This window comes from Zunongwangia mangrovi, assembly GCF_900112105.1.
GTDB lineage: Bacteria > Bacteroidota > Bacteroidia > Flavobacteriales > Flavobacteriaceae > Zunongwangia > Zunongwangia mangrovi.
In genome coordinates, this window is record NZ_FOKV01000007.1 from 37,010 (window position 1) to 63,372 (window position 26,363).

Here is a 26,363-nt window from a genome sequence, read left to right on the forward strand (position 1 = left end):
AATTTCATGGGAACTTTTCAGATTGAAGGAGGGCATCAGCTTCAGGGGAAAATACAGCCTCAGGGAGCAAAAAACGAAGCCCTGCAGATTCTTTGTGCCGTTTTATTAACTTCAGAAGAAGTAATTATCAATAATATCCCAGATATTATCGATGTAAATAAACTGATAAGCTTATTAGAGAATCTTGGTGTTAAAATTCAGAAATTAGGGAAAGGAAGTTATTCTTTTCAGAGCGACGAGCTGAACTTAGATTACCTGCAAAGCGAACAGTTTAAAAAAGATGGTAGTGGTTTGCGTGGATCTATCATGATCGTTGGGCCACTTTTGGCAAGATTTGGTAAAGGTTATATTCCAAAACCAGGTGGTGATAAAATAGGACGCCGTCGTTTAGATACGCATTTTGAAGGTTTTATAAATCTTGGAGCCAGTTTTAGATACAATAAAGAAGAACGTTTTTATGGTGTAGAAGCACCAAACGGACTTAAAGGTAAATATATGCTTTTAGAAGAAGCATCTGTTACCGGTACCGCCAATATCGTTATGGCTGCTGTAATGGCTGAAGGTACTACAACAATTTACAATGCCGCTTGTGAGCCATATTTACAGCAACTTTGTAAAATGCTTAATTCGATGGGAGCTAAGATAAGCGGAGTAGGTTCTAACTTGCTTGTTATCGAAGGTGTTAAAGAATTAGGTGGTTGTGAGCATACCATTTTACCAGATATGATTGAAATTGGATCGTGGATTGGTCTTGCCGCCATGACCAAAAGTGAAATTACCATCACAAATGTGAATTGGGAAATGCTGGGATTAATTCCTACCACATTCAAGAAACTGGGAATCACTATAGAGCGCAGAGGAGATGATATTTTTATCCCGGCGCATAATGATGGTTACGAAGTGCAGAGTTTTATAGATGGCTCGATCATGAATATTAGCGATGCTCCCTGGCCAGGTTTTACACCAGATTTATTAAGTATTATTTTGGTGGTAGCAACGCAAGCACGAGGTAGTGTGCTAATACATCAAAAGATGTTTGAAAGTCGTTTATTCTTTGTAGATAAACTAATCGATATGGGAGCAAAGATCATCCTTTGTGATCCACACAGAGCAACCGTTATTGGGCACGATTTCCATTCGACATTAAAAGCGACTACAATGACGTCTCCAGATATTAGAGCCGGTATTTCGTTGTTAATCGCAGCGCTTTCTGCAAAAGGAACGTCTACAATTCATAATATCGAGCAAATTGATAGAGGTTACGAAGATATCGAAGCGCGTTTAAAAAGTATTGGAGCTAAAATAGAGCGTGTAGATTAATTAATAATATCCACAAAAAAACCTCGGGAACATATCTTCTCGAGGTTTTTTGTTTAAAATAGGCTGCCCGTTATAAGAAGAAGGATAGGTTATGGGATTCTTTGTGAGCAAACGATATTGAACCCAAATTCGATGTTTTTCACATCTTTTTTCTTACTAAGGGCAGCCATTCTTAGCTAGGTTGGCTAAATCAAATCAGGTTTTAAAGGATTTCCGTCAATTTTTTATTTATTTCTTTGGAAAACAATACGTGGCGCAATGCCAAATAAATTCATAGTCTTCACCTTTATAAGTACCGGGTACATTTTCGTTTTTGGTGGTTTCTACCGTATATTTTGTATTCCACGGAAGTTTAAAAGAAATTTTTCCCTCAGCATCGGTACTTAGAGTTTTCGACCAAAGATCTGAAACGTAGATTTTTACTTCCTGTTCACTAACTGGTTTGCCATGATAATAAACCTGAAGCGTTTTTTCCTCATTTTTAGTCGGGAGTTCTTTGATGCTCAATCCTTCTTCAGTTATTTCTGAAGCTTTTGTAGCATTTCCCACATTTACTTTAGCGAAAGATTGATAATAAGTTTTAAAAATTCCGAAGTCATATTCAGTATAATCGATCACATCGATATTATCATTTTTAAGCTGAACGGTAAATATACCTTCCTTTGTAGGAGTGAAATAGCCTAAATAATGATCTGCCTTTTTATCCAATTTCAGCTGAGTAGAAGTTCCGTCTGGATTAATTACCCAAACTTCAAATTCTGAAACGCTTTTAAAAGGATCGCCATCGGTTTTTTCAATAACTCCGTACGTATATTCGCCATAATGAATTTTTACTTCCTGCTCTTTATTCAGTTTACCTGTAGGGTTGGTCTCGATCCATAAATAATGGGCAAAAGAGGAGGTATAGCAAAGTAAGAATAGTAAAATTAGGCTTAATTTTTTCATTAAAATAGATATTTAAAGTGTTTGTTTTTAGTGTTTTGAATTTAATAATTAGTCTTAAAATTTGTAATTCAGGCTTAACCTGAAATTTCTCCCCGGTTCACTTTGCCAGTAAACGTAGGTACCATAATCTGCACCAGAGTATAAATATTCGTTTAAAAGATTATTTAGGTTAAGAGATACGCGGAAGTTGTCGTTTTCCCAGCTTAGTGCACCGTCCATTCTAAAATAATCAGGTAAATCGGTTTGACCATCTGCTCCCCATACCCACGAAGAACGATCTACTAAATACTGGTAGCCCAGTGATACTCCAACTCCTTTTAAATTTTCTGTTTGAAATGTATAATCTAACCATCCATTAGTAACGTGTTTAGAAAAGCCGGCAATTGGGTTTCCGTCAGCATCTTCTACATTGGTATAGGCGTAATTTAAAATAAGGTTTAAGCCTTTGGTAATTTCGCCACGGGTATCAAATTCGAAACCACGCGAAGTAATATCGGTATCTACCTGTATAGAATAGTTAGCATCCTCTGGATCTGTAACCAAAAATTTATCTTTATGGATATCAAAATAAGTAGCGGTAGCATTCCAATTACCATCGAAAAATTCAAATTTTAATCCACCTTCAATATCTTCAGCAGTTACAGGATCAAATGGCTCACCGATTCTATTAGTTCCCTGTTCTGGTAAGAAAGTCTGGTCGTACATTCCGTAGACAATTAAATTATCTAAGATTGAATAGGAAACCGCAACACGTGGAGTAAATACTTTATCATCTGAAGGTACACCGTAAGCACTGCTTTCAAATTCGGTATATCTTCCTGCCAGGGTAAGGCGAAGATCATCATCTAAAAATCCTAATTGATTCTGAATGTAATAGGAAAGATAATTAGATGTGATAATTCCGCTGGCACGTTGTTGCAGCGATGTGCTTCTATCGAATTCTGGTAAAATAGCAGCAGGTTGAGGATCGTAGATATTAAATGGATTATCTTCTGTATCTATATTTACGGCTTGTGCCCAATCTGCGATATAATTTTTATTTCCGTAGTCTAAACCACCTAGGATCGTGTGGGAAACATCGCCAGTTAATTCTTTACCATTAATAAATACTTGTCCTAGTTTTTGCTCTTCCTTAGCGTCCCAGATACTGATACTTCGTAATAGATCACCATTTTCTTTAACTCCAAATGCGCTGTCTAACCAAAGACTAGAACCTTCGTGTTCATAATTAATATAACTAAGCTGCGCGGTTAAATTCCAATTCTGATTTAACTGATGTTTAAAATTGATAAATCCATAATGCTCTTTCATAACCGCTGGGCCAAGTCTTGGATCTGATAATGTGAAATCACGATCTACATCGGCATACTCGTTTGGAGCAAAAACGTAGGCAGATCCTATAAGTTTGGTCTTGTAGTATTGATAAGTATACTGAGCAGTTACCGATGTTTTATCGTTGAAATTGTATTTAATACTTGGTGCAATGGTATAACGGTTTTCTGGCTCGTAATCTCTATGAGATTCTTTGGTGGAAGCCGCACCTACAAATCGATATTGGAGTTTATTATCTTCAGATAAATTTCCTTCGATATCTGCGGTAGCACGCAGCGTACTGAAACTGCCGGTAAGAATACCAATTTCACCGCCGGTATTTCCGGTTGGTTTTTTGGTAACCACATTATAAAGTCCGCCAGGTTCACCGCTAGAAAGCATAAATGCAGATGGTCCTTTAACCACTTCAATTCGATCTACCAAAGCAAGATCCTCGGCCATTGGACCCCAGGTAGAAAGAACATTCATTCCGTTTCTAAAAGGCGGAATTCTAAATCCACGCATATTGATTCTGGCAAAATTACCCCAGTGTTCTATCATTTGTGCTCCACTTACATTTCGTGTAACATTTTCCATGATAGAAATAGTGGCCTGATCTTTTAAAACATCGTTGGTAATGATCTGGATATTTTGTGGAATATTAATAATTTCTTCATCTAATTTAAGAGAAGGGGAAACTTTACGAGTGGTGTATGAAGTTTCTTTTTCTCCTGAAATCAAAACGTCAGACAGTGAATTGATCTCTTTTTGAAGCTTAATCTCAATGTTTTCATTGGATTGAATATTGATCTTCAATTCTTTTTTGATAAATCCGATTTCAGAAATTACAATCGTGTATTCTCCTTTTTTGATGTTTTCGAGTTTAAAAGAACCATCCTGATTGGTGTAGGTGCCGTAGGTTGAATTTTTTAAATATACATTGGCATTGCTAATGGGATTTTCTTGTTCATCAAAAACATATCCATTTAGTTCTACGTTATTATTTTGCGCATAACTGACGTAGAATCTACTTAGTATAAGAAGAAGTAAAAGTAGCGTTCTCTTCATTTTATTTTTATTTAGATTTATTATAAATAATAAAACAAATGTATAAAAGTAGAATGAAGAATCACAAAAGAATGGATCATTATTTTTAATGATTCTAGATAGTGTTTGTGCAAATAAAAATTCTACGGAAGTAAATTATTGAGTTATAGTGTTTTGATATGCGATAAAATTGGAATAAAATTTTTAAGCAATTGAAGTTTTTGGGATTAAGTCTGAAACAAAAAAAGCGATCAGGTTACCTGATCGCTTTCTTTCAAATTTTTCCTTAAAGATATTAGACTTTTTGAGCCTTTTCTTTATTTTCTTTGTAATGAAATAAGTTTTGTTCTTTGATCATACTTGTGGTTTTTTCTGGTAGCATATCTTCCCAACCTTCTTTACCATCGGTGATCATTTGTAATACTTCTCTAGAATAAATATCCAGAATTTCAGGGTTGTAATTCTCAATATCTTCTACACGACCATTGTATTTAAAGAATTTATACAATTCTTTCATACGTGGGTGTACCATTAAGTTTTCACTTGTTGTAATTTCACCGGTTTCAGAATCTTTAAGGGGATATAAGTAAACTTTAAGATCTTTAAAGAACAACTTACCAAAGGCCTCAAGAATACCACCACTTAAATGTCGATAGTATTTTTCATCAAATACATCTACCAGGTTGTTTACCCCCATGGCAAGACCCATTCTCATTTTAGAATATTTACTGAAATATTCTACCACTTTATAATATTCCTGGAAGTTAGAAATCATTACCGTTTGACCTAAAGAACAAAGCAGTTTTGCACGATCCATAAAGTCTTTTTCATTGATCTCGCCTTCAGCTCTTAAGTTGGAAAGTGTGATCTCGAAAATAACTTCAGTATCTTCTTCAGAAACTCGATTTTCACTAAAAAATAATTCTCGAGACTTCTCGAACATATCCATATTTACTTTCGTAACAGGTCTAAAACTACCACGAAGTGCCAGAATGTTCTTTTTGTAAAGAATTTTTGCAGGCAGAACGTTGTTTCCATCTGGGCTAAACATTACCGCATCGGTCATTCCGTTTTTAACTAGCTGTAGGCTCATTAATCGGTTATCAACGCGTTCAAATCTTGGCCCAGAAAAGTTTATGGTGTCGATCTCAATTTGATCTTTGTCAATATGATCGTATAAATATCGAAGTAATTTTTTAGGATTATCATATTTATAGTAAGCACCATAAATAAGATTAACTCCTAAAATTCCCAAGGTATTCTGTTGGTGACGGGCATCGTTTTCTTTAAAACGAATATGAAGACTAATCTCGTTATAATCTTCATCTGGACTTACCTGGTAACGAATTCCTACCCAGCCGTGACCTTTATATTTTTTTGCAAAATCTATAGTAGCAACTGTGTTGGCGTAGCTAAAGAAAAGTTTATTGGGGTGCTTTTCTCTGGAAATCCTTTCTTCAATCAATTTAATTTCATGAGAAAGCATTTTCTTTAGTCGGGCTTCTGTAACGTATCTTCTGTCATCTTCAACACCGTAGATAGCATCACTAAAGTCTTTATCGTAAGCACTCATTGCCTTTGCAATCGTACCTGAAGCACCGCCTGCTCTAAAAAAATTTCTTACAGTTTCCTGTCCTGCGCCAATTTCAGAAAAGGTACCATAAATATTTTCATTTAGATTGATGCGGAGTGCTTTACTCTTTATCGAAGGAACATTCTCAAATTCCTTGTCGCCCATTATGGTGATTGGCATATTTTTCCTTTTAGATGAATTTCCTTTTTTACGCAGCCAAAGGTACTAAAACAGTAAAGTAAACAAAAAATAATACCTAACTTTGTAACAAATATAACATTCTTGAAAGTTACATTTTTAGGCACAGGAACATCGCAAGGAATCCCCATTATAGGTAGTAATCACCCGGTTTGCTTAAGTGAAAACCCCAAAGATAAACGTCTTAGGGTATCGGTTATGGTAGAGTGGGATGGGCTAAATATTTTAATCGATTGTGGGCCCGACTTTAGAATGCAAATGCTTGCAAACAATTTTTCTAGGTTGGACGCGATACTTTTTACCCACGAGCATAACGACCATGTAGCAGGTTTAGATGATATTAGACCCTTTTTTTTCAGACAGGGTGACATCCCAATTTATGCGCACCAACGTGTTTTAAATTCTTTGAAAAAACGCTTTGATTATATTTTTGTTACTGAAAATAAATATCCCGGGGCGCCCGGAGTCAAAGAGCATATTGTTACCGATAATGACTTTGAAATTGAAGGGAAAATCATTACTCCGGTAAGTTATATGCACAATAGGTTGCAGGTTTACGGTTACCGAATGGGTGATTTTGCCTATTTAACGGATATAAAATCTATTTCTGAAAAAGAAGCCGAAAAATTAATGAATCTTGAAGTTGTAGTGGTAAGTGCGCTGCGAATAGAACCACATCATTCACACTTTAATCTTGCTGAAGCACTAGCGTTTATTGAGAAAATTCAACCAAAAAAAACTTATTTAACGCATATTAGTCATTTGCTGGGATTTCATGAAGAGGTAGAACAATCTTTACCTGAAAATGTGCATTTAGCTTATGATAATTTGAAAATTACTATCGATGAAAAATAAGATCCTACTATATTTATTCATTTTCGCTGCATTGTTTGCCATTTTTATTTATGTAAATGACAAAAAAATTCTAGACGATCAAACTCAGAGGATCGTGAGTTTACAAAAACAATTAGATGAGTTAGAAGCTGAAAAAGAAAATGCAAAGACGATGGGATCTGAAGATTTTTATGACTTTAGCTTAAAAAGAAACGAACCTGCGATCACTTATTTTGAAAATAATGGTTTTGAAGCAGCTGAAATTGAACGTAAAGTTCAGGATGTTTTGATCGACATGAATAAAAGCAGTGAGGACAATAAAATGGTGCCTTTTGAAGGGATGAGTGGCCCAATGCGCATCAATAAAGTAAAGCTGCTAAATCACAAATGGCTTATCGCAAACTTCACCGATGGCGAACACTGGGGAGAAATTTTATTGAAGTATTACATCAACGAAGATGGGAGTGTAGAATTTGAAGCTTTAAATTCTTTTTTATACGCAACCGAATAATTTTATTATATTTCCATAATTATTCCTGATATATTATAATTATGAGAAAAATAGTTCTAATTATTTCTATTTTATTATTTAATGTCGTGTGCTTAGGTCAAGTAAGTTTTGAGGAAGCTTATTATATTACAAATGAAGGAGAGAGAATAAGTGGTTATATAGAATTTACAAATAAGAGCAATAATCCCGAAAATTTTAAATTTAAACCTTCAAAATCATCTAGTGAACAGATTTTGAGTATTGATGATGTTTCTGAAGTAGTTATTAGAAATAGGGCAAAATACATAAGAGCGATTGTGCCTGTAAATATTTCTTCTATACAAGTTAACAATCTCGTTGCTGATCGTAGACCAAATTTGGTTGAAAAAAAGATCTTTCTTTACTCCTTAGTAGAAGGAAGAGTTAGCTTGTTTCAATATTTAAATGAAGGTATTCGTAATTATTATATTAAAGAAGGTTCAGATAGAGATTTCGAGCTTCTTATCTATAAAAAATTTCGAAACTCGAATAATTCTGTAGGAGAAAATAAGCGATATCAGCAACAATTATTGGACCGTTTTTCGGGTAATTGTATAGATCCAACTTCAATTACAAAATTACAGTATCGTCAAAGTCCACTTGTAAAAATTATCACAGCGTATAATAACTGCAATAAAAATCCAGAAGAAATTTCAGAATCATCTGGTGAAACCAGAAAATCCTTCCAATTAAATATAAGACCGAGAGTTAATTACAACTCGGTTTCTGTAAGCAACAATGATTATAATGCTTACGATGTAGAGCTAGATGAAAAAGTAGGTTTTGGTCTAGGTTTAGAAGCAGAATTCATACTTCCTTTTTTTCAGAATAAATGGAGTTTAGTGTTAGAACCCACTTTTTATCAGAAATATGAGCCTAATACTACCAGATCTACTTACGGATCTGAAAATGGACCATTACTGATTGATTTAGAATATCAATCTTTTGAGTTACCGATTGGCATTCGTCATTACTTTTACTTGAATGATAATTCCAGCATATTTTTAACAGGAGCAACAATTATTGATATGGCTTCGGGAGAGTTTACTTATAGGAATTATGCAAATGAAGTTGTAAATTCTGATGAATTAGATTCGCAAATTAATTTTTCTCTTGGAGTTGGATATAGATATAATAAACTTCAGGCAGAGATTAAATATTTTACTAATCGTGATTTAATGAGAAGTCGATTATCGTTTGATGCAGATTATAAAAATTTATCACTCATTTTAGGATATACTTTGTTTTAAAACTAAAAAAATAAAGTAACAAATCTTTATCTGATTCGTCTTCAAAGAAAGACATCAATCATGAAAAGATTATCATCAGTTATTTTAGTTTCTTTATTATTTATTTTTCAATCTGTTTTTGCCCAAAATCAACAAATTTCAGCAGAATTGGATTCTATTTGGAAAACCGATCAGGGCATTAGAATGGAACTCATCCAACTTCAGCAACAGGGAAAGTCGAATACTTTAGAATTTAAGGACCTTATCGGTGAAATGAAAACTCAGGATTCGATCAATCAAAAAAAGTGATTGAAATCTTACAAAATGGATGGCCAGAAAACCTGAATTTGCAGCAAAATCAAACCATATTTTTAGTAATTCAGCATGCCGATGTAGATACGCAAAAAAAGTATCTACCTATTATCGAATCTGCGGTTAAAAATGGTAAAACCTTAGCTTCTAATCTGGCTTTGCTTAAAGATCGAATAGCTTTAAGGGAAGGAGGGAAGCAAATTTATGGTAGCCAAGTGTGGTATTATGCAAAAACCGGTAAAAACTATGTTCAGCCTATTGAAAATCCTGAAAAAGTGGATAGTTTACGAGCAGAAGTCGGTCTTCCAGATATGAAAACTTACCTTCAACAGGCTTTTCAGATGAATTGGAGCCTGGAGAAATATTATAAGGATCTTCCAAAGTTGCAAGAATTACTTCCGAAGAAATAATAATAAAAATTTATCTAAAAAATAAGCTCAGATTTTAACGAATCTGAGCTTATTCAACTTAACAGATAAATATATTAGTTCACCAAAGCATAAGACTGCTTGGCAATCTCTAATTCTTCGTTGGTAGGCACAATTAAAATTTGTTTCTCTGCATCAGGGGAATTTATTGGACGAATCGTTTTTCCACGAACATCATTTTTGCGATGATCCAGGTGAAGCCCTAAATATTCCATATCCTCTAAAGCTATTTTTCTAATCACGCTACTGTTTTCGCCAATTCCGGCGGTAAAAATAACAGCATCTACACCATTCATGGCCGCGATATAAGAGCCAATATATTTTTTGATCTTATAACCGTTGATGTACAGTGCAAGTCTGCAATCTTCGTCACCTTCAGCAGATCGTTCTTCGATATCTCGCATATCACTATAGCCGGTAAGGCCTAACATTCCACTTTCCTTAAGTAAAATATTATTAACCTCTTCAGCAGTATAACCAAGTTTATCGATTAGATAAAAGATAACCGATTGGTCGATATCACCTGCACGAGTTCCCATTATCAATCCGTTTGCAGGTCCCATTCCTAAAGAGTGATCGATGGCTTTTCCGTTTTTGATAGCGGTAATACTACAACCGTTACCAAGGTGAACGCTTATGATCTTTTCTGAAGGAAGTCCTTTTTCGTTTAAATATTCAATTGCTTTTTCAGAAACATATTTATGGCTGGTTCCATGAAATCCATAGGCTCTAACATCATGATCCTCTAAAAATTTCTTCGGAATTGCATATTGATAAGCTTTTTGAGGCATGGTTTGAAAATAAGCCGTATCGAAAACTACCACTTGTTTTGCTTCAGGAAAAACACTTTCAGCAACCTCGATTCCTCTTAAATTGTGAGGATTGTGCAAGGGAGCTAAAGGAAAAAGATTTCTAATTTTTGCTTTTACATCTTCGGTAACTTCAACGGTTTTAGAAAAACTTTTTCCGCCGTGCACCACACGATGTCCCACAACCTGGATATGTTTTTCATCTTCAACAACACCCACTTCTTTATCCATTAAAAATTGGGTAATTTGTTTTAAACCAGTTTCGTGATTAGGGATGTTTATTTCTTTAGTGAGTTTAGTTTCGCCAGCTTTGTAGTGAAGCAAAGAACCCTCTAGACCAATACGTTCTACGAGTCCGCTTGCTGCCACAGTTTCTTCTGGCATTTTTATAAGTTGGTATTTTATGGAAGAACTCCCTGAGTTGATTACTAAAATATTCATATTAAATTCCTTGTGCCTGGATCGCAGTTATTATTACGGTGTTAAATACGTCGTCTACGGTGCAGCCTCTACTAAGATCGTTTACAGGTTTGTTAAGCCCCTGTAACATTGGGCCAATAGCCAAAGCTCCGGTTTCACGTTGTACAGCCTTGTAAGTGTTATTCCCGGTGTTAAGATCTGGGAAAATAAGTACACTGGCCTGTCCTGCAACTTCAGAATCTGGTAGTTTACTTTTTCCTACCGTAGCATCTACTGCAGCGTCGTACTGAATAGGACCTTCAATCTTAAGATCTGGGCGTTTACTTCTTACAATTTCTGTAGCTTCACGAACGCGATCTACATCTTCACCTTTTCCAGAAGTTCCCGAAGAGTAAGACAGCATCGCAATTTTTGGTTCGATACCAAAGGCTTTACTACTTTCTGCGGAAGAAATAGCGATTTCAGCAAGCTCTGCAGCATTAGGATTTGGATTAATTGCACAATCACCAAATACTGAAACGCGATCTTCTAAACACATAAAGAATACTGAAGAAACTACAGATACACCTGGTTTTGTTTTGATAAACTGAAGGGCCGGTCTAATGGTATGCTGAGTGGTATGTGCAGCTCCTGAAACCATCCCATCGGCATCACCTTTATGGATCATCATGGTTCCAAAATAAGACACATCTGCCATCATATCGCGAGCCATATCCATATTTACATTCTTATGTTTTCTAAGCTCGTAGAAGGTTTCAGAATAGTCTTCATATTTATCGGAATGTACGGGATCGATCACGCTAACTTTACTTAGATCGATATTTAAACCAAGATCTGCAATCTTATTTTTAATCTTATCGATATTTCCAAGAAGCGTGATATCTACAATGTCCAAAGCAATTAGACGCATAGTTGCAATAAGAATTCGCTCGTCTGTTCCCTCGGGAAGTACAATGCGTTTTCTAGATTGCTGCGCACGCTTATAAAGGCTATACTGAAACATTTTTGGCGTAAGCGCTTTTGGCTGAAAATTGAATAGTTTTTCGGTAAGGCTATCAAGATTCAGGTATTTATCAGACACCGCCAGGGATGTCATGATCTTTTGCTTACTGTCTTTATAAATTTGAGATTTTATGCTTCCAATCTGGTTGGTTACATTAAAGGTTCCTCCTTTTACTGAAACGATGGGTACAATTTGAGAAAGTCCTTCGATAAGCTTTAAAATACTGTCTTCAGGAATTAAACCACCCGTTAGAATGATTCCAGAAATTGGTGGATAATTAGCCGAAATATGAGCCTGCAAAGCACCAAGAATAATATCGGCACGATCACCAGGCGTGATCACGAGACTATTTTCCTTAAGTTTGGTAATATAATTTCTAAGCTGCATGGCTCCAACGCCAAAACTTCCGGTTTGGTTATTTAGGTGTGTTTCGCCAAAAAGAACTCTACCATCTAACTCTTCTACGATTTCCTTTATAGTTGGATGTAAAAGAGTATTGATCATAGGTACGATAGAAACTTCGACCTCTTTAGGGAAAAATTTGTCCAGATCTACCTTGACCTTTTCTATATTTTCTTCCTGAATTTTATTGGCAACAACGCCAATAACTTTTACGTCACGATTATTGAAAGAACTATACGCGAAGTTTAGCGCATCAACCAGTTCTTGCTGACTTTTACCTTTTCCGCTGGAAATAATGATTGTTGGTAATCCCAGGTTTTTTGCAACCGTTACGTTGGTGTCGAACTCAAATACATTTCCCTTCACAGAAAAATCGGTTCCTTCAACCAAAACAAAATTAAACTGTTCTTCCAGATCCTTGTATTTCTGAATAATAACGTCGATAATTTCACCAGCTTTGCCTTCGTTTCTTTTATCGACTAACTCTTTACGGGTAACTCCGTATGCCTTTTCATAAGGGATTTCGATATCAAAATGGGAAAGAATGGTTTCAATGTGGTTGTCTTTTTGACCTTCGGGGAAATCGTCGATGATGGGTCTAAAATATCCTACTTTATCGGTTTTTCCCAAAAGTGTTTGCATTAACCCCAGGGAGATTAAAGACTTTCCGCTGTCTTCCTCCATGGTAGCAATGTAGATACCTTTATTCATAGTGATTATTTTTTCTCACATTAGTGAGATTTTGATGCTAATTCCCTGTTTAGTGGGGATATTTAACAATTAAATTAGTTTCAAAACACTCCTATTTTATTAGAAGTGATACAAATTTACCAGTAATTTGAAGCATGAAACCTAATAAATGTCATATTATAAAGTTAAAATAACTTTAATAGAGAGGGAAAAGTTCAAAAATTAACTACCCATTCTTCTCCAACCATTCCTTGAGCTCAAAGAAGTTTTGTGGAGCGACACCGTGACCTACGGGAAATTCAGAATAGGTGTTTTTGATGGTTAATTGATCCAGGAAAGGTTTGGTTTCTCTAGCCCATTCTATTGGGATTACCTGGTCTACCGTTCCGTGAGAACAGTAAAAATTTAAATGCTCAAAATCGTTATTTTCGAAGCCATTTTTTATGATTGCTTTATTCACGTAGCCGCTTAGTGCAATAACATTTTTCACTTTCTCTGGATAAGAAAGGGCAACAGCATAACTTAAAATACTTCCCTGACTAAAACCTAGGAGCGTAACTTTATTTTTGTTTATGGGATAAGCTTCGATTGCTTCATCTATAAATTTCGCGATTAGATCTCTGGATTCGATTGCTTGATCATCATCACTAAATTTCCCGTTTACATCATCAAAATAAATTGCGTACCATGCGTTTCCACTAGGTTGCATTGGGTAAGGCGCTTTTACCGAGATCACAAAAAACTCTTCAGGTAATTCTCCGGCAAAACTAAAAAGGTCCTGTTCATTGCTTCCGTAGCCATGAAACATAAATACAACGGGAGCTTTTTCAGTTTGTCCTTTTGGTTGTTTAATAAGATGTTCTAAAGAAAGATTTGCAGTTTGCATTAAGTGATCGATTTAAACCATTTTTGAAAATAAACTCCGATATAGGGGATCATTTTAAATTCTCCCTGAATTGCTCCAATAAGACCATATAACCAGATTATTACTGAAACTAAATAGAATGCAGTTGGAACAAATAAATTACTAAATGTAGAAGCTACTGCACCTAATAAATAAAAAATAATATGAGCTCCAAAGGCCTGTCGAATATGAAAACTAGCCAGTTTATTTTTATCATCCATATTCATAAATATAGCTATGATAAAACCTATGATCGTTAAATATGCTACGATAGCAGGAGTTTTTCCTTTACTGGAAGTATCTTGGGTTTGATCCATTATTTCAGAATTACTCTTTAATAATTAATTGATTATTATTGAAGATCCCAATCGCTTTTCCTTTTAAAGACTGACCTAAAAATATACTGTTTTGTGAGGTAGAAAGAATATCAGATTTCTCGAAAGTATATTTCTCTTCAGGTAAAAAGAAACTCAGTTTAGCCGATTCTTCTTCAGCAATTTTAGAACTTTCAGCTTTAAAACGAGCTCTTCCACGGGTTAAGATCTCGATAGTTTCTTCCGTAGAAAAAATAGTTTGTAAAGCTCCAAAAGCGCTTTCTAAACCAATACTTCCGTAGCTGGCATTATCAAATTCTACTTTTTTATTTTCGATATCAATTGGATCGTGATCGCTGGTTACAAAGTCGATCGTTCCTTCTTTTAATCCTTCAATTAAAGCTTTTGTATCACTTTTTGTCCTTAGCGGAGGTAATACTTTTGCTCGAGTATCAAATTCGCTAAGTAAATCATCGGTTAATACCAGATTGTGAATGGCAACGCTACAGGAGACATCCAGGCCTTTTTTCTTAGCTTCTTTAATTAGCGCAACAGATTTTTCTGTAGAAACGGTTGGGATATGAAGTTTCCCGCCGGTATATTCTAAAAGATAAAGATCACGTGCAATTTGTAAATCTTCAGCAAGATTAGGGATTCCTTTTAAACCTAAAAGTGTGCTGTTATGATGCTCGTTTACAATTCCTTTACCGGAAATTTTCTTTTCTAACGGAAAAGATTGCACCAATCCGTCAAAATTTTGTGCGTATTGCAGGGCAATTTTTAGAAGATTGGGATTGCTTACCGGTTTCTTATAATCTGCAAAACTCACTGCACCGGCATTGCTCATATCGTAAAGTTCGGCTAGATCTATACCTTCGGCTTTTACCGTTAATGCACCGGTTGGCAATAGATTTACAGCATTTGCATGGGCTTTTGCTTTTACCGAGTATAATGCCGCACTATTATCGATCGTAGGATTACTTTGCGCATTTAAAACAACGTCTGTAAAACCGCTAAGTGCAGCCGTTTTTAGTCCGTTTTCTATGGTTTCACGTTCTTCGTAACCCGGTTCCCCAAAACTCACACTGGTATCAAACCATCCTTGCGAAACATGCAATCCGTCGATGTCAATTACTTTATCGGCCTTAGCTTCAATAGCAGTTCCAATTTTTTTAATAATGCCATCTTCCATAAGAATATCGGCTTGTTTTAAATGATAATCGCTTTGCTGGTCTACGATTGTGGCAGATTTTATAAGTAGCTTCATTTAAAGAATTTTAAGAGGAGCATTTCTATGCTTAAAAAGATCAATGCAAAAATAATAAACCATTTCCAAAGCACATCGATTTGTTGGGCAGCTTTTGCACTTTCGAAATACATATTTAGATCGGTTTGTTTTTCGATATTTTCAAATTCGTTAATATCCAGATAATTAAGATCACTTTCGCTTCTTGGATAATTATAACTAATTGGCAAAATTCTGTTTTGCTGATATGTTATCCTGTAATTTCCTGCATTTTCGGGCAGATCTGTGGTAGTTACCGTAATCTTATCTGCAGTATTTTGTTGAAGCGGAATAAAACTTTCTTCTGAATTTTGCTGAATTTCGACTACCTGATCACCACTTCCTGCAATGTTTACATCGAAGGTGTTTTCTTTGCCAACTTCAAAATATAAGCTTGGTGTTTTTAAGGCTGAAATTCCTAAATTATAAAAAACAGGAACAATTAATGGCGAATTTTGAAAGTTGGAGTTATCCTGATTTATGCCTGCTGAAAATAAATAGCTATTGCCAGAATTCATTAAAAAGGCGTTCCTATTTTGAAATCGTAAGGCCGCTGAAGCATCCCGGTTAAAATTAAAAAAACTTTGTACTTCAGGATATTGAAAGTTACTAATCTCTTTTTCAAAAGTATCCTCAAAAAGTGGATGTTCAAAAGCAATTTCAGTAATTAATAATTCCCTGTTTTGTTTACTCTGAATCGTTGGTAAGCCAAGATTCGATAAAAAAGGATTATAATTTTGAAGCTGAAGAGTAGAAGCCGGGATAATGCAAACCAAAGTTCCTTGTTTCGCTTTTTCCAGCACCTGGTTTTGTAAAGCGGTATTTATTTGATCTACTTCGTTTAGAATGATCAAATCTGCTGCGCTAAAAGCACTAAAATCAACCTTATTTTCGACAAAATTGGTGTAGATGAATTGGTCTTCAGTAAAAATTCGGCTGAGAAAGTCGGCATCACTTCCAGAAACGCTTAAAACATTGATTTTTGGCGTTTCAGCATAACTGAAAAATAGTTCATTATCGTAATAAAGTCCGTTGTCTTCAATGGAGATTATTCCGTTTTCAATTTCTTCGGCCTGCAATCGAAATTCGATTTCCTGTTGCTTATTTTCTTTAAAATTGATGCTCTTTTTTGCTAAAATCTGCTCGCCGTTTTTCAGACTTATAGGAATATCGCGATCTAATTTTTCAGTAGTGCTAAATTTGGTTTTTAATGTAATCTGATTTAGGTTTTTATCGATTACAAAGGCCGAATCTATACTGATATTCGCGATATTTTGGGCTTCATTTTTTACAAAGTGATATTCTACGTTTTCAAGCTTATTTAGATCGCCAAAGTTTTGCTGAAAATCTGAAATTAAAACCAGCTTTTGCACATCTGCCGGATGCTCATTAAAAAACTGTCGCGCTTTTAAATTAATTAAGTCGAAATTCATCGAATTTGAGCTGTAATCGATGTCCTGAAGTTCAGATTGATTTTCTGCAGGAGAAATTATTCCGAAGTCATTAGAATTGGTAAACAATCCAAAAGCCTGGTTTTCCTGATTATTTTCTAAAAGTTGCTGAATATTATGCTGCAGCATTGGCCCGTGTTCGCCACGCAGCTGCATGCTAAACGAATTATCCAGATAGAGCAGGGTAGAAGTACTTTGCTTGGCCGTTTTCCCCGAGGGAATAAATGGCTGAGCAAAGGCAAGAATTAAAAAGGCCAAGGCTAAAGTACGCGCTGCAAGAATTAGCCATTTTTTAAGCTGATTGCTTCTGCGATTTTCCTGAACTACTTTTTTAAGGAATTTAACGTTGGTAAAAGCCTCTTTTTGGAATCTACGAAGCTTAAATAAATGAACGATAAAGGGAATAACCAGTAAAATTAGCGCATATAGAAGTTCTGGATGTTTAAACTGCATACCGGTTTTTAATATTCTTCAAATATAAAGAAATTGTGTTGCAGGAAAACTTGATAATCGAGATTAAATGTGGCGCAGTTAATTTATGCGATAATCGAGAGTTTATGCATCTCTTTTCAGTAAAATTTCTAGTGAATTTAACTAAAATTAAGCGCGTTTGATGTCGAATTTAAAACTTGTGTTTTCACCCAGTACAGAAGATACGCTAATCTTTCCGTTAAGAGATTCCACCAGTTTTTTAACCGTGGAGAGCCCGATGCCGTTTCCTTGATTACCCTGTCTATCGGTAATATAAAGCGTTTTAAAAAGTTTAAAGATATTAGATAATTGATCTTCAGGAATACCAATTCCGTTATCAGTTACCGTGAAATGATAATAGTTGTCGTCCATCGAACTTTCAATATCAATTACAATTTTATCCTTGTTGTTGTATTTAATACTGTTGTTTATCAAATTAATGAAAATTTGTTCCAAAGCCGATCTATTACATTTTAGGAACATATTTTCTGGCGGAAAGTTGATTTCGCAATTGTCATTAATATTCAGCAAATCGATAATATCTTCCAGCAAATGATGCAAATCGAATTCTTCTTCTTCTGATGCGACGATACGATCGCTTTCGTAGTGATTTAAAATTCCGTTGATATAATCGCTTAGTTTTAAAGCCGATTTTTTAAGATTAGCCAGTAATTCCTGGCCTTTCTCATCTACAGTTTCTTTATACCTGGCTTTAAGAAGATCTGCTGTAATGATCATATTAGCCAAAGGCATTTTCATGTCGTGAGAAACAACACCGGCAAAATCTTTTAGTAACGAGTTGTGGTCGTCTAGCTGCTGTTTTATTTGCTCTAAATACAGGTTTTTTCGGCGTAATTCGAAAAGTTTTTCAACCTGTTTTGCCAAAGTTTTTAGAGCTGCTTTTTGCTCTTCACTAAGCTTATTTATTTTGGTGTCTAAAACGCATAAGGTTCCCAGGGCAAAGCCTTCGTTATCAATTAAAGGCATCCCGGCGTAGTAAAGTATGGGCAGATCTGGATTTGTAGTAAAGGGATTGTCTCTAAATCTAAGATCTTTACGCATATCCTCGACCTCCATAAGATCTTGCGGTTCTAAGATCGCATGACCACAATGAGAAAATTTTCGTTCAGTATCTGCAATTGGTGGGCCACCGTGATTCGATTTAAACCAGTTTGTTTCGTCTTCCACAAGCGTGATCAACGAAATAGGTGTTTTACAAATGTAAGAAGCCAGTTTGGTGATATTGTCAAATTCCTCTTCAGAGATTCCTTTAAGAAGCTCGATTGAGTTAAGTGCATTTAACCGCTCTTTTTCATTTATTGGCTTAGCTGGCTGAATCATTGGGATTTATCAATTTTTAATGTGAAAAACTGAAACAATATCAATTGTTAAGGCAAAATTAACAATTATTTTGGAATTGATATTGTCACTTTAGGATCAATATTTTTCAAAAGCTCCTAAACCAAATAAAGCAAAGTCATACTTTACAGGATCCTGATGGTCTAGCTTTCGCAAAGCTGTATCTAATTCGGCCAAAGCTTTTGCGTCATTTTGTTTTCTTTTAAGCAGCTTTAATTTTCTGGCGATGTTACCCGAATGTACGTCGAGCGGACAGCTAAGTTGTGAAGGAGATAGCGATTCCCAGATCCCAAAATCGACACCGCAATTATCCTTTCTTACCATCCATCGCAAATACATGTTTATACGTTTTGCTGCGGAATTTTTTAGTGGATCGCTTACGTGTTTTTGCGTGCGTTTTTCATGCGGAAGTTCAAAAAAGATCTTTTTGAATTCGTGAATCGCTGGTTGAAGCGAATTTGCCGAAGCATGGGTATTGAAGATCGCTTCTAAACCATTATGATTTTTATAAATATTTTGAAGCGCCAGCATAAAATAGCAAAGATCGATGCTATTAAAGGTTCTGTGTACAAAACCTTCCATACCTTCTATGTCTTTTTTACTGAAATTCAGAATAAAATCATGCGGAGCATTTTCCATACGCTGCATAAGATCATTGGCGTTTTTCAGGATGCTTTTTCGATTTCCCCAGGCAATGGTTGCCGCTAAAAATCCTGCAATTTCGATATCTTCTTTTTTACTGAATTGATGCGGAATCTGAATAGGGTCTGTACCAATAAATTGCGGATTGTTATATTGATCTACCTTAAAATCCAGAAATTCTTTTAACTCGCTTTTCTTCAAAAACTTATCTTTTTAATGCAATGTTCAGTCGAAAATTGATGCGAAAATTACACAATTTCACCATCTACCATGGTAAGTTTTCTATCGGCCATATCGGCTAACTCTTCATTGTGCGTTACAATTACGAAAGTTTGCCCAAATTCATCCCTTAGTTTAAAAAACAATTGGTGCAAATTCTCTGCAGATTCACTATCTAAATTTCCAGAAGGTTCATCGGCAAAGATTACGGCAGGATTATTCATAAGTGCCCTGGCAACTGCAATTCTTTGCTGCTCACCACCACTTAAGGCGGAAGGTTTATGATGCGCTCTATTTTGTAAACCCAAAAACCCCAAAAGTTCCATTGCTCGCTTTTCAGCTTCAGCTTTTGGTGTGTTTTTTATAAAAGCCGGGATACAAATATTCTCTATCGCAGTAAATTCTGGTAATAATTGATGAAATTGAAAGATAAAACCAATATGATCATTCCTAAACTTAGCCAGGTTTTTTCGGTTTAAGCCATAAATATCGGTTTCATTAATAATTAATTTTGAAGCTTTATTTTTTTCAGGCAAATCTAAAGTTCCCAAAATTTGAAGTAAAGTGGTTTTCCCGGCACCTGAAGCCCCTACAACCGAGACAATTTCGCCTTTTTCAATATGAAGATCTACACCTTTTAAAACATGTAAATCGCCATAATATTTATGAATATTTTCAATAGTTATCATAAGCTCTGTAAAGTGCCCGAAAATTAGCCAAATAAATCGCCACCCCCAAGCTTAAAATATTTTTAATTGAAATTGTGCAATTTCAGTAATAAATATTTATCGTAACATTTGCTAAAATTAGCCAAATAGCCTATGCGTTTTTTAAGCGATGCCTTACATTTGAAAAAATCATTTTTGTTATGAAAGAGAAAGTAGCAACATTAGCTGCAGGATGTTTTTGGTGTACAGAAGCTGTTTTTCAGCGATTAGAAGGTGTAAGTAATGTGATTTCTGGCTTTACGGGAGGTTTTATTAAAAACCCACCGTATCGTGAAGTGGTCACCGGTAGAACGGGTCATGCTGAAGGAATTCAGTTTAACTACGATCCCAAGATTATAAGTTTTCAGGAGTTATTATTAATATTCTTTTCTACTCACGATCCTACGACTTTAAATCGCCAGCAAAATGATGTAGGAACGCAATATCGTAGCGCAATTTTTTATCATTCTGAAGAACAGAAGCAGATCGCAGAACAGGTTATAGCGGAATTAGAGGCGCAGGAGGTTTTCAAAGATCCTATTGTTACTGAAATTACTGAGGCTTCAACTTTTTATGAAGCTGAAGCAGAGCATCATAATTTTTATAATGAGCATCCTAGTCAGCCATATTGTCAATATATTATCGATCCAAAAATCCATAAATTACAATCACTTTTTGCTGAAAAATTAAAGAAATAAATTCCCGATATGGCTTATCAAAGTTTTGAAGAATATTCGATAGAAGTGACCAGTTCTCTTAAAGATAATTACAAAAGTATAATTACAGAGTTAGGGGAAGATCCCGATAGGGAAGGTGTTTTGAAAACACCAGAGCGTGCTGCTAAAGCGATGCAATTTCTCACACAGGGTTACGAACTGGATGCAGAGAAGATCTTGAAGAAAGCCATGTTTAAGGAAGATTATGATGAAATGGTGGTGGTTAAAAATATCGAGCTCTATTCACTTTGCGAACATCATATGCTTCCGTTCTTTGGAAAAGCACATATTGCCTACATTCCAAACGGCCATATTGTTGGATTAAGTAAACTGCCAAGAATCGTAGATGTATTTGCGAGAAGATTACAAGTGCAGGAGCGTTTAACTCACGATATACTGGAATGTTTAAATAACACATTAAAACCACAGGGAGTTGCGGTAGTTATCGAAGCACAACACATGTGCATGATGATGCGTGGCGTGCAAAAGCAAAATAGTACCACTACAACATCTGGGTTTAGAGGACAATTTGAAAAAATAGAGACCAGAAATGAGTTTTTAAAACTCATAAGCTCAGACCTTTCATAAAAACTGGCATCTTATTTGATTCTATTAAATGAATCAACACAAAGAAAAGATGCTAAAAGATAAATTATTTTTAAAGGGTTTAATGTTAGATGCCATTGGTATGCTAACAGTAGGTATTCCAGTAATTGGTCCTTTTTTAGATATTTTATGGGCACCATTTGCGGCTCGTAAAATGCGAGAAATGTATCCAGGTAGAAATGGAAAGTTAGCTTCAGCAATTGTATTTATAGAAGAGATCTTACCATTAACAGATATTATCCCAACCTTTACTCTAATGTATATTTATACTTTTGTTTTCAAGAAAGAACCAGAGCAAAAGGTAAGAACCATAGAAGTAGAAAGTTATTAAACCAGGAATCCCCTTATATAGCGAAAGCCTGTTTGAGATATTCAAACAGGCTTTTTTTATTGCTTTTATTTTATAGTTTTATAAAAACCATTGTAAAGACACCATGATATTTCGGCCAATATTGGCAATACCATCCGTTTTTAATCTGGATAAATGAGAGATATAAGTTTTGTCTAAGAGGTTGTTTCCGTTAACCGAGATCTGAACTTCAGAATCTGCCAGTTGCACACGGCCACCAAATCCTGCTCCCAATAAAGAATATCCACCGGTTCTAGTTTCAAAATAACTGGTGTTTTCTTTATCAAATACGTTTTTAAGTCGAACAAATGCATACTTATTTTCGATAATTTCACCCTGATTAAATTCGACTCTAAATGTGTTTGTAATACTGTTTGCAGGAATTAACGGAAGATAAGTGTCATCGTCTCTTTTTCCGGTAACTGTTTCGAAACTACTTTCGATATGCATCCAGTCCCAAGGGTGTGGATGCACATGAACTCCAACTTCACCACCGTATAATTCGGCATCGTCCTGTATGTAATCATAAACAGGATTTTCATCAATACTTTCTCCCGTTGGCGATAAATAAATATAGTCGTTTATGGTATTATGAAAAGCATTGGCAAAAGCTTCAAAATGTTCGTTTCTCCATTCTAAAGATAAATCTACCTGGAAGTTTTGTTCATTATCTAATTCAGGGTTTCCAACTTCATAGCGGTTTGCGCCGTGGTGAGAACCATTACTGGTAAGTTCAGCTAAATTAGGTGCTCTAAATCCGCTTGCAAGATTTAATCTCGCATTTAAATTATCGGAAAATTGATATTTCGCGCCAAAAGCTCCATTTACACTGTTAAAAGTTCGATCTACCGCTTCCATATAACCGGTTTCGCCTTCGTGACCATGCGTTTCGCTATCGATATTACGAGTATCATAGCGTAAACCAGCCTGGAAATCCCAGGCACTTAAATGCAAATGTGTTGTTGCAAAAACACCAAAATCTACTGTTTGGGCATCTGGAATTAAGATCTCCTCACCAGTGTTCCTATTTTCTTGCCACATACCTTGGATTCCGGCAATGGTCTCAAACTTCCCTAATTTTGGAAGATTATATTTAATATTATAATTAAAGGTTTCCAGCTCCATGTCTAGAGCAGGAAGTAATTCTTCACTTTCTTCATCATGTTCATCTCCATGTTCATCTCCATGCTCTTCTTCATGCTCATCTCCGTGCTCATCTTCATGTTCTTCCTCATGTTCATGCTCCTCTTCAGCATGCTCATCGTGTTCATCTTCGTGATCATGATGATCTTCAAATTCTTTTCTGTTGTTAATCTGATATCCAAATTTTGCATCCAGGCTAGAATTTGCGAAGTAAATCTTATTATCTAAACTCAAAATATGGTTATCGATCTGCTGGTATGGAAGCACTAAAGTTTTAGAAGTAGTTTGAGTGCCTATTTCTTCAGGAATACCAATTTCACTTCGGTTAAAATTATATCGAAGATCAGATTTAAATTTTTCGTTTTGATATGCAATTCCGGTTTTAAGATCTTTTTCGTTGAATCTTGTATTGGTTACGCGTTCACTATTACCAGTTTCGTAATCTGAATGCTCCGCTAAACTTCCGCGGGCGATAAATTTTAATTTTTCTCCTGAAGTTTTTGCCATTGCGCTGGCCTGATACCCCAAAGTATTACTGAAATAATCACCATTAACTTCAGCACTTGTAGTTCCGGCTGAAGCATATTGCTCTGGATTTAGATATAATACCCCACCAATCGCATCACTTCCGTAGAGTAGGGAAGCAGGGCCTTTAATCACTTCCACGCTTCCAATACCTTTAGAGCTAATACCAAGGCCATGTTCGCCGCCAAACTGCTGATTTTCCATACGAACACCCTGAGTGTAAGTAAGTACACGATTAGAGCTTAAACCACGAATTACGGGTTTACCTATACCAACACCGGTACTAAGATTTTCTACCCCAGCTATTTGTGAAATACCATCTGCTAGAGTTACTGCTCCTATTTTATTTAATTCTGAAACACTTTCGCGTTCCACTCGCATCACATTTTCGCTCTGTAATTGATGAAAAGGAGTAGAAACGATCACTTCTTCCATCTCTACAGCTGAAGGTTTTAAAACCAGCTCAAAATTATCTGAAGGAATGCTAACTTCTTTCGAGTAAGAAGTAAAACCTATCGAAGAAACAACAAGTTTATAATTTCCTGAAGGTAAATTTTTGATGGTGAAATTACCATCAACATCTGTAGTAGTTCCTTTTTCTAGTCTTGGAAAATATACGGTAGCGCTAAAAACAGCTTCACCTGTTTCCTGATTTTTTACATTTCCACTAAATTGATTTTGTGCTAATAAAATAGGGGATACTGCTACAAATAGCAGTGTAATGAGTAATTTTCTCATTGTATGGGATTTTAAACGATTAAATAGAATTTGTCCTTTTTCGATTGTGATAAAGGATTGGGGTAATATGATTAAGCGATCAAAGAAGGTGGCCCTCTAAGCTCAAATAATCGATATTGAAAATCGTTTAAAAATTTGTAGAAACTAAAACTATGTTTTACCTGCTTTGTGAAAACAACAGGCTCAAAATGTAGAATTTCAAGATTTAATGCTGGGTTTTGATGAAATTTATGAAGATTACAATCTAGATCTGGATGATGAATATGCTGCTTAGCATAATTATCACAAAGCCCATGCTGGTGGCCGCTAAAAATATGAATAAAGTTGGCAATTGCCGGGAATACGATGATAAACGCCGCAAAAACAAAAAATATTTTTTTCAACGTTTTAATCATCTAGTCTTTAAAGAATTTACCAAAACCTAAGCGACTAAGCATTTTCTTTTCAAACGCCCAGAAAAATTCAAACTGACCAAAGATCCAGCCAATCACTACCAGTAAAACCTGGTAAATAGGAAACAAAAATAGAATTCTTGCAGGCCAGTAAATATACCATTCGTGCTGCGGAGTAATTCCTAAAAATGCGGTTACCGGTGCAGCTAATTTTGCAGCCGTAGATCCTGTAATTGCAAAAACTAATAGGACAACAACCACCTGGCGGTTAGATGTTAATCCCCAACGTTCTTTTAATTTCTCCATGCTGCAAAGATATTAAAAGGAATTAAGTTTTAAAGTCTTAAGCACTTAAATACGTGTGGGCACGCTAAATCGCTGATTATATTGCCTGCTTATATAGACAAAATAATTGTACAGTAAATAGTTTACTTCGTAGCCATAATCTATCTGGGGATTATAATTGATCTCCTGCACATAAAGATTCGTATTATAGCGCATAGGTTGGCGAACACGATTGTTATAATCGTTCACTAAAATCTGATTTTTATTCTCTAAATAACTTTGCGAATAGTAGCCTTCTGGTCTTGCTATACTATTAATAAAAAGATTGAAGCCCGGCTCGATAATTATAATTTCGTATTCCAAACTATCATTGGCGATTCTTACCGTATCATTTTCAGTAGCGTTGTTTTTACCGCTTCGTCCATTGTTTTTGGTTAAACCGCAGCTGTACACAAACAGCACCATTAAAAGTATATAGAGTAAATTTTTCATTGTGGCAATTTAGTTAAAAAAGTAATTTATTTCCCGCCTGTATAGCCTTTTAAAATACTATCTTTTTTATTTTCTTTTCCAAGAATCATTTCAGAGGCCTTAGGAATGATATTAGGGTCGTCTTCTGTATCCAAAATTGTTTCAAGAAAAGAATTATTATATTTCGAAGAATTTCCTAAAGCATTATCAATTAAGAATTCAATATCATTATTGGTTAAGTTTTCTTTTTTCTTCTGAATACTTAAAATCGCCACCACAACCGGAATCGAAATCGCGGTTATTTTTTTTACTGAATTTTCCTCAATAAGGCAGGATTCACTAATCGTATTGGTAATAGCGCTGAAGTTTTCGCCTAAAATGATTTCGCCATAATCATTACCGCAATCCAATAAATCGTTTGTTTCTTTTTCTGAAAAAACCTTCATGAATTTAAAAGGATCTGGAGCTTCTTCAAGCATTTCGGTTAAAGCTTCTTCATGGCCTTCCTGTATTTTATTCTTGAAATTCCCCAGGATCAATGGAAGCACCATGCCTAGAACTGAAGCAACATTATTATTACTTTCACCAGTTTCCTTGGAAGCTTTATTGATAAGCTGCTTTCCTAAATTAGTATTTAAAACGTCTAATATCGAGGCCATAAAGATTTTTTAGTTTAAATTTTCGAGATTAAAAATCGGCTTTAGAATGTACAAATCTAGCTGCCGACAACTTATTT

The 26,363-nt window shown here is 35.4% G+C and carries 26 protein-coding genes; 9 read left to right on the plus strand and 17 right to left on the minus strand.

All coding sequences use genetic code 11. The features are described from left to right. Positions 1-6: 6 nt before the first annotated feature. Positions 7-1,320: a UDP-N-acetylglucosamine 1-carboxyvinyltransferase gene (gene murA / locus BM201_RS14050; RefSeq protein WP_092543713.1), complete on the plus strand. Its 1,314-nt coding sequence runs from the start codon at positions 7-9 to the stop codon at positions 1,318-1,320. A gap of 228 nt (positions 1,321-1,548) precedes the next feature. On the opposite strand, the gene BM201_RS14055 is transcribed toward murA, so the two are convergent. The 3 genes from BM201_RS14055 to BM201_RS14065 all read right to left on the minus strand — a co-directional run bounded on the left by BM201_RS14055 (position 1,549) and on the right by BM201_RS14065 (position 6,376). Beyond that, positions 1,549-2,265, minus strand: a complete 717-nt coding sequence (locus BM201_RS14055; RefSeq protein WP_092543715.1) for a DUF4198 domain-containing protein — start codon at positions 2,263-2,265, stop codon at positions 1,549-1,551. Positions 2,266-2,319: 54 nt separating this feature from the next. Next, a complete protein-coding gene (locus tag BM201_RS14060; protein WP_092543717.1) occupies positions 2,320-4,644 on the minus strand; it encodes a TonB-dependent receptor in 2,325 nt (774 codons plus the stop codon). Positions 4,645-4,918: 274 nt separating this feature from the next. Then, positions 4,919-6,376, minus strand: coding sequence for a nicotinate-nucleotide adenylyltransferase (locus BM201_RS14065; RefSeq protein ID WP_092543719.1), 1,458 nt, complete (start codon positions 6,374-6,376; stop codon positions 4,919-4,921). A gap of 102 nt (positions 6,377-6,478) precedes the next feature. Here BM201_RS14065 and BM201_RS14070 point away from each other — a divergent pair, with 102 nt between their 5' ends. Genes BM201_RS14070 through BM201_RS14090 form a run of 5 tightly spaced genes read left to right on the plus strand, consistent with a single transcriptional unit; the run spans position 6,479 to position 9,708 of the window. Then, complete coding sequence (locus BM201_RS14070) at positions 6,479-7,249, plus strand: MBL fold metallo-hydrolase (RefSeq protein WP_092543721.1); 771 nt, start codon at positions 6,479-6,481, stop codon at positions 7,247-7,249. Beyond that, the gene (locus BM201_RS14075) at positions 7,239-7,739 is read left to right on the plus strand and encodes a hypothetical protein (protein WP_245758647.1); all 501 of its coding nucleotides are present in this window, start codon (positions 7,239-7,241) and stop codon (positions 7,737-7,739) included. Before BM201_RS14070 ends, BM201_RS14075 begins: the two co-directional genes overlap by 11 nt. A gap of 41 nt (positions 7,740-7,780) precedes the next feature. Next, positions 7,781-9,007, plus strand: coding sequence for a hypothetical protein (locus BM201_RS14080; protein WP_092543723.1), 1,227 nt, complete (start codon positions 7,781-7,783; stop codon positions 9,005-9,007). A 60-nt stretch (positions 9,008-9,067) separates the two neighbouring features. Further along, complete coding sequence (locus tag BM201_RS14085) at positions 9,068-9,295, plus strand: hypothetical protein (RefSeq protein WP_092543725.1); 228 nt, start codon at positions 9,068-9,070, stop codon at positions 9,293-9,295. Further along, on the plus strand, positions 9,292-9,708 hold the full coding sequence (locus tag BM201_RS14090; RefSeq protein ID WP_092543727.1) for a DUF6624 domain-containing protein: 417 nt from the start codon (positions 9,292-9,294) through the stop codon (positions 9,706-9,708). Before BM201_RS14085 ends, BM201_RS14090 begins: the two co-directional genes overlap by 4 nt. A gap of 74 nt (positions 9,709-9,782) precedes the next feature. Here BM201_RS14090 and BM201_RS14095 read toward each other — a convergent pair whose 3' ends face one another. The 9 genes from BM201_RS14095 to BM201_RS14135 all read right to left on the minus strand — a co-directional run bounded on the left by BM201_RS14095 (position 9,783) and on the right by BM201_RS14135 (position 20,384). Next, positions 9,783-10,976: an acetate/propionate family kinase gene (locus tag BM201_RS14095; RefSeq protein WP_092543729.1), complete on the minus strand. Its 1,194-nt coding sequence runs from the start codon at positions 10,974-10,976 to the stop codon at positions 9,783-9,785. 1 nt (position 10,977) lies between these two features. Further along, positions 10,978-13,071 (minus strand): phosphate acetyltransferase, encoded by a 2,094-nt coding sequence (gene pta, locus BM201_RS14100; RefSeq protein WP_092543731.1) that lies wholly within the window; start codon positions 13,069-13,071, stop codon positions 10,978-10,980. Between the two features lie 205 nt (positions 13,072-13,276). Continuing rightward, a complete protein-coding gene (locus tag BM201_RS14105; RefSeq protein WP_092543733.1) occupies positions 13,277-13,936 on the minus strand; it encodes an alpha/beta hydrolase in 660 nt (219 codons plus the stop codon). Beyond that, positions 13,936-14,271: a hypothetical protein gene (locus BM201_RS14110; RefSeq protein WP_245758648.1), complete on the minus strand. Its 336-nt coding sequence runs from the start codon at positions 14,269-14,271 to the stop codon at positions 13,936-13,938. The genes BM201_RS14105 and BM201_RS14110 overlap by 1 nt, the downstream gene beginning before the upstream one ends. Before the next feature lie 10 nt (positions 14,272-14,281). Then, positions 14,282-15,535, minus strand: coding sequence for a dihydroorotase (locus BM201_RS14115; protein WP_092543737.1), 1,254 nt, complete (start codon positions 15,533-15,535; stop codon positions 14,282-14,284). Next, complete coding sequence (locus BM201_RS14120) at positions 15,532-17,457, minus strand: BatA domain-containing protein (protein ID WP_092543739.1); 1,926 nt, start codon at positions 17,455-17,457, stop codon at positions 15,532-15,534. Before BM201_RS14120 ends, BM201_RS14115 begins: the two co-directional genes overlap by 4 nt. 147 nt (positions 17,458-17,604) lie before the next feature. Further along, complete coding sequence (locus tag BM201_RS14125) at positions 17,605-18,816, minus strand: sensor histidine kinase (RefSeq protein ID WP_092543741.1); 1,212 nt, start codon at positions 18,814-18,816, stop codon at positions 17,605-17,607. A gap of 96 nt (positions 18,817-18,912) precedes the next feature. Then, a complete protein-coding gene (locus BM201_RS14130; RefSeq protein ID WP_092543743.1) occupies positions 18,913-19,677 on the minus strand; it encodes a TIGR02757 family protein in 765 nt (254 codons plus the stop codon). 47 nt (positions 19,678-19,724) lie between these two features. Then, positions 19,725-20,384 carry an ABC transporter ATP-binding protein gene (locus BM201_RS14135; protein ID WP_092543745.1) on the minus strand — a complete coding sequence of 220 codons (660 nt, stop codon included), beginning with the start codon at positions 20,382-20,384 and terminating at the stop codon, positions 19,725-19,727. Between the two features lie 179 nt (positions 20,385-20,563). Between BM201_RS14135 and msrA the strand changes: the two genes are divergently transcribed. The 3 genes from msrA to BM201_RS14150 are packed head-to-tail and all read left to right on the plus strand — an operon-like array spanning position 20,564 to position 22,055. Then, entirely contained in the window at positions 20,564-21,100 is a 537-nt protein-coding gene (gene msrA, locus BM201_RS14140; RefSeq protein ID WP_092543747.1) for a peptide-methionine (S)-S-oxide reductase MsrA, read from the plus strand. Between the two features lie 9 nt (positions 21,101-21,109). Next, positions 21,110-21,706 carry a GTP cyclohydrolase I FolE gene (folE, locus tag BM201_RS14145; protein ID WP_092543749.1) on the plus strand — a complete coding sequence of 199 codons (597 nt, stop codon included), beginning with the start codon at positions 21,110-21,112 and terminating at the stop codon, positions 21,704-21,706. A 28-nt stretch (positions 21,707-21,734) separates the two neighbouring features. After that, complete coding sequence (locus BM201_RS14150) at positions 21,735-22,055, plus strand: hypothetical protein (protein WP_245758649.1); 321 nt, start codon at positions 21,735-21,737, stop codon at positions 22,053-22,055. A 78-nt stretch (positions 22,056-22,133) separates the two neighbouring features. On the opposite strand, the gene BM201_RS14155 is transcribed toward BM201_RS14150, so the two are convergent. From BM201_RS14155 to BM201_RS14175, 5 genes are all read right to left on the minus strand, one after another. Then, positions 22,134-24,479: a TonB-dependent receptor gene (locus tag BM201_RS14155; RefSeq protein WP_175487051.1), complete on the minus strand. Its 2,346-nt coding sequence runs from the start codon at positions 24,477-24,479 to the stop codon at positions 22,134-22,136. A gap of 71 nt (positions 24,480-24,550) precedes the next feature. Beyond that, positions 24,551-24,862, minus strand: coding sequence for a hypothetical protein (locus BM201_RS14160; protein WP_139219244.1), 312 nt, complete (start codon positions 24,860-24,862; stop codon positions 24,551-24,553). 12 nt (positions 24,863-24,874) lie between these two features. Next, positions 24,875-25,177 (minus strand): DUF6787 family protein, encoded by a 303-nt coding sequence (locus BM201_RS14165; protein WP_092543753.1) that lies wholly within the window; start codon positions 25,175-25,177, stop codon positions 24,875-24,877. 45 nt (positions 25,178-25,222) lie between these two features. Next, a complete protein-coding gene (locus BM201_RS14170) occupies positions 25,223-25,648 on the minus strand; it encodes a DUF6146 family protein (protein ID WP_092543755.1) in 426 nt (141 codons plus the stop codon). A gap of 26 nt (positions 25,649-25,674) precedes the next feature. Next, positions 25,675-26,286, minus strand: coding sequence for a DUF937 domain-containing protein (locus tag BM201_RS14175; RefSeq protein WP_092543757.1), 612 nt, complete (start codon positions 26,284-26,286; stop codon positions 25,675-25,677). Positions 26,287-26,363 lie beyond the last annotated feature (77 nt).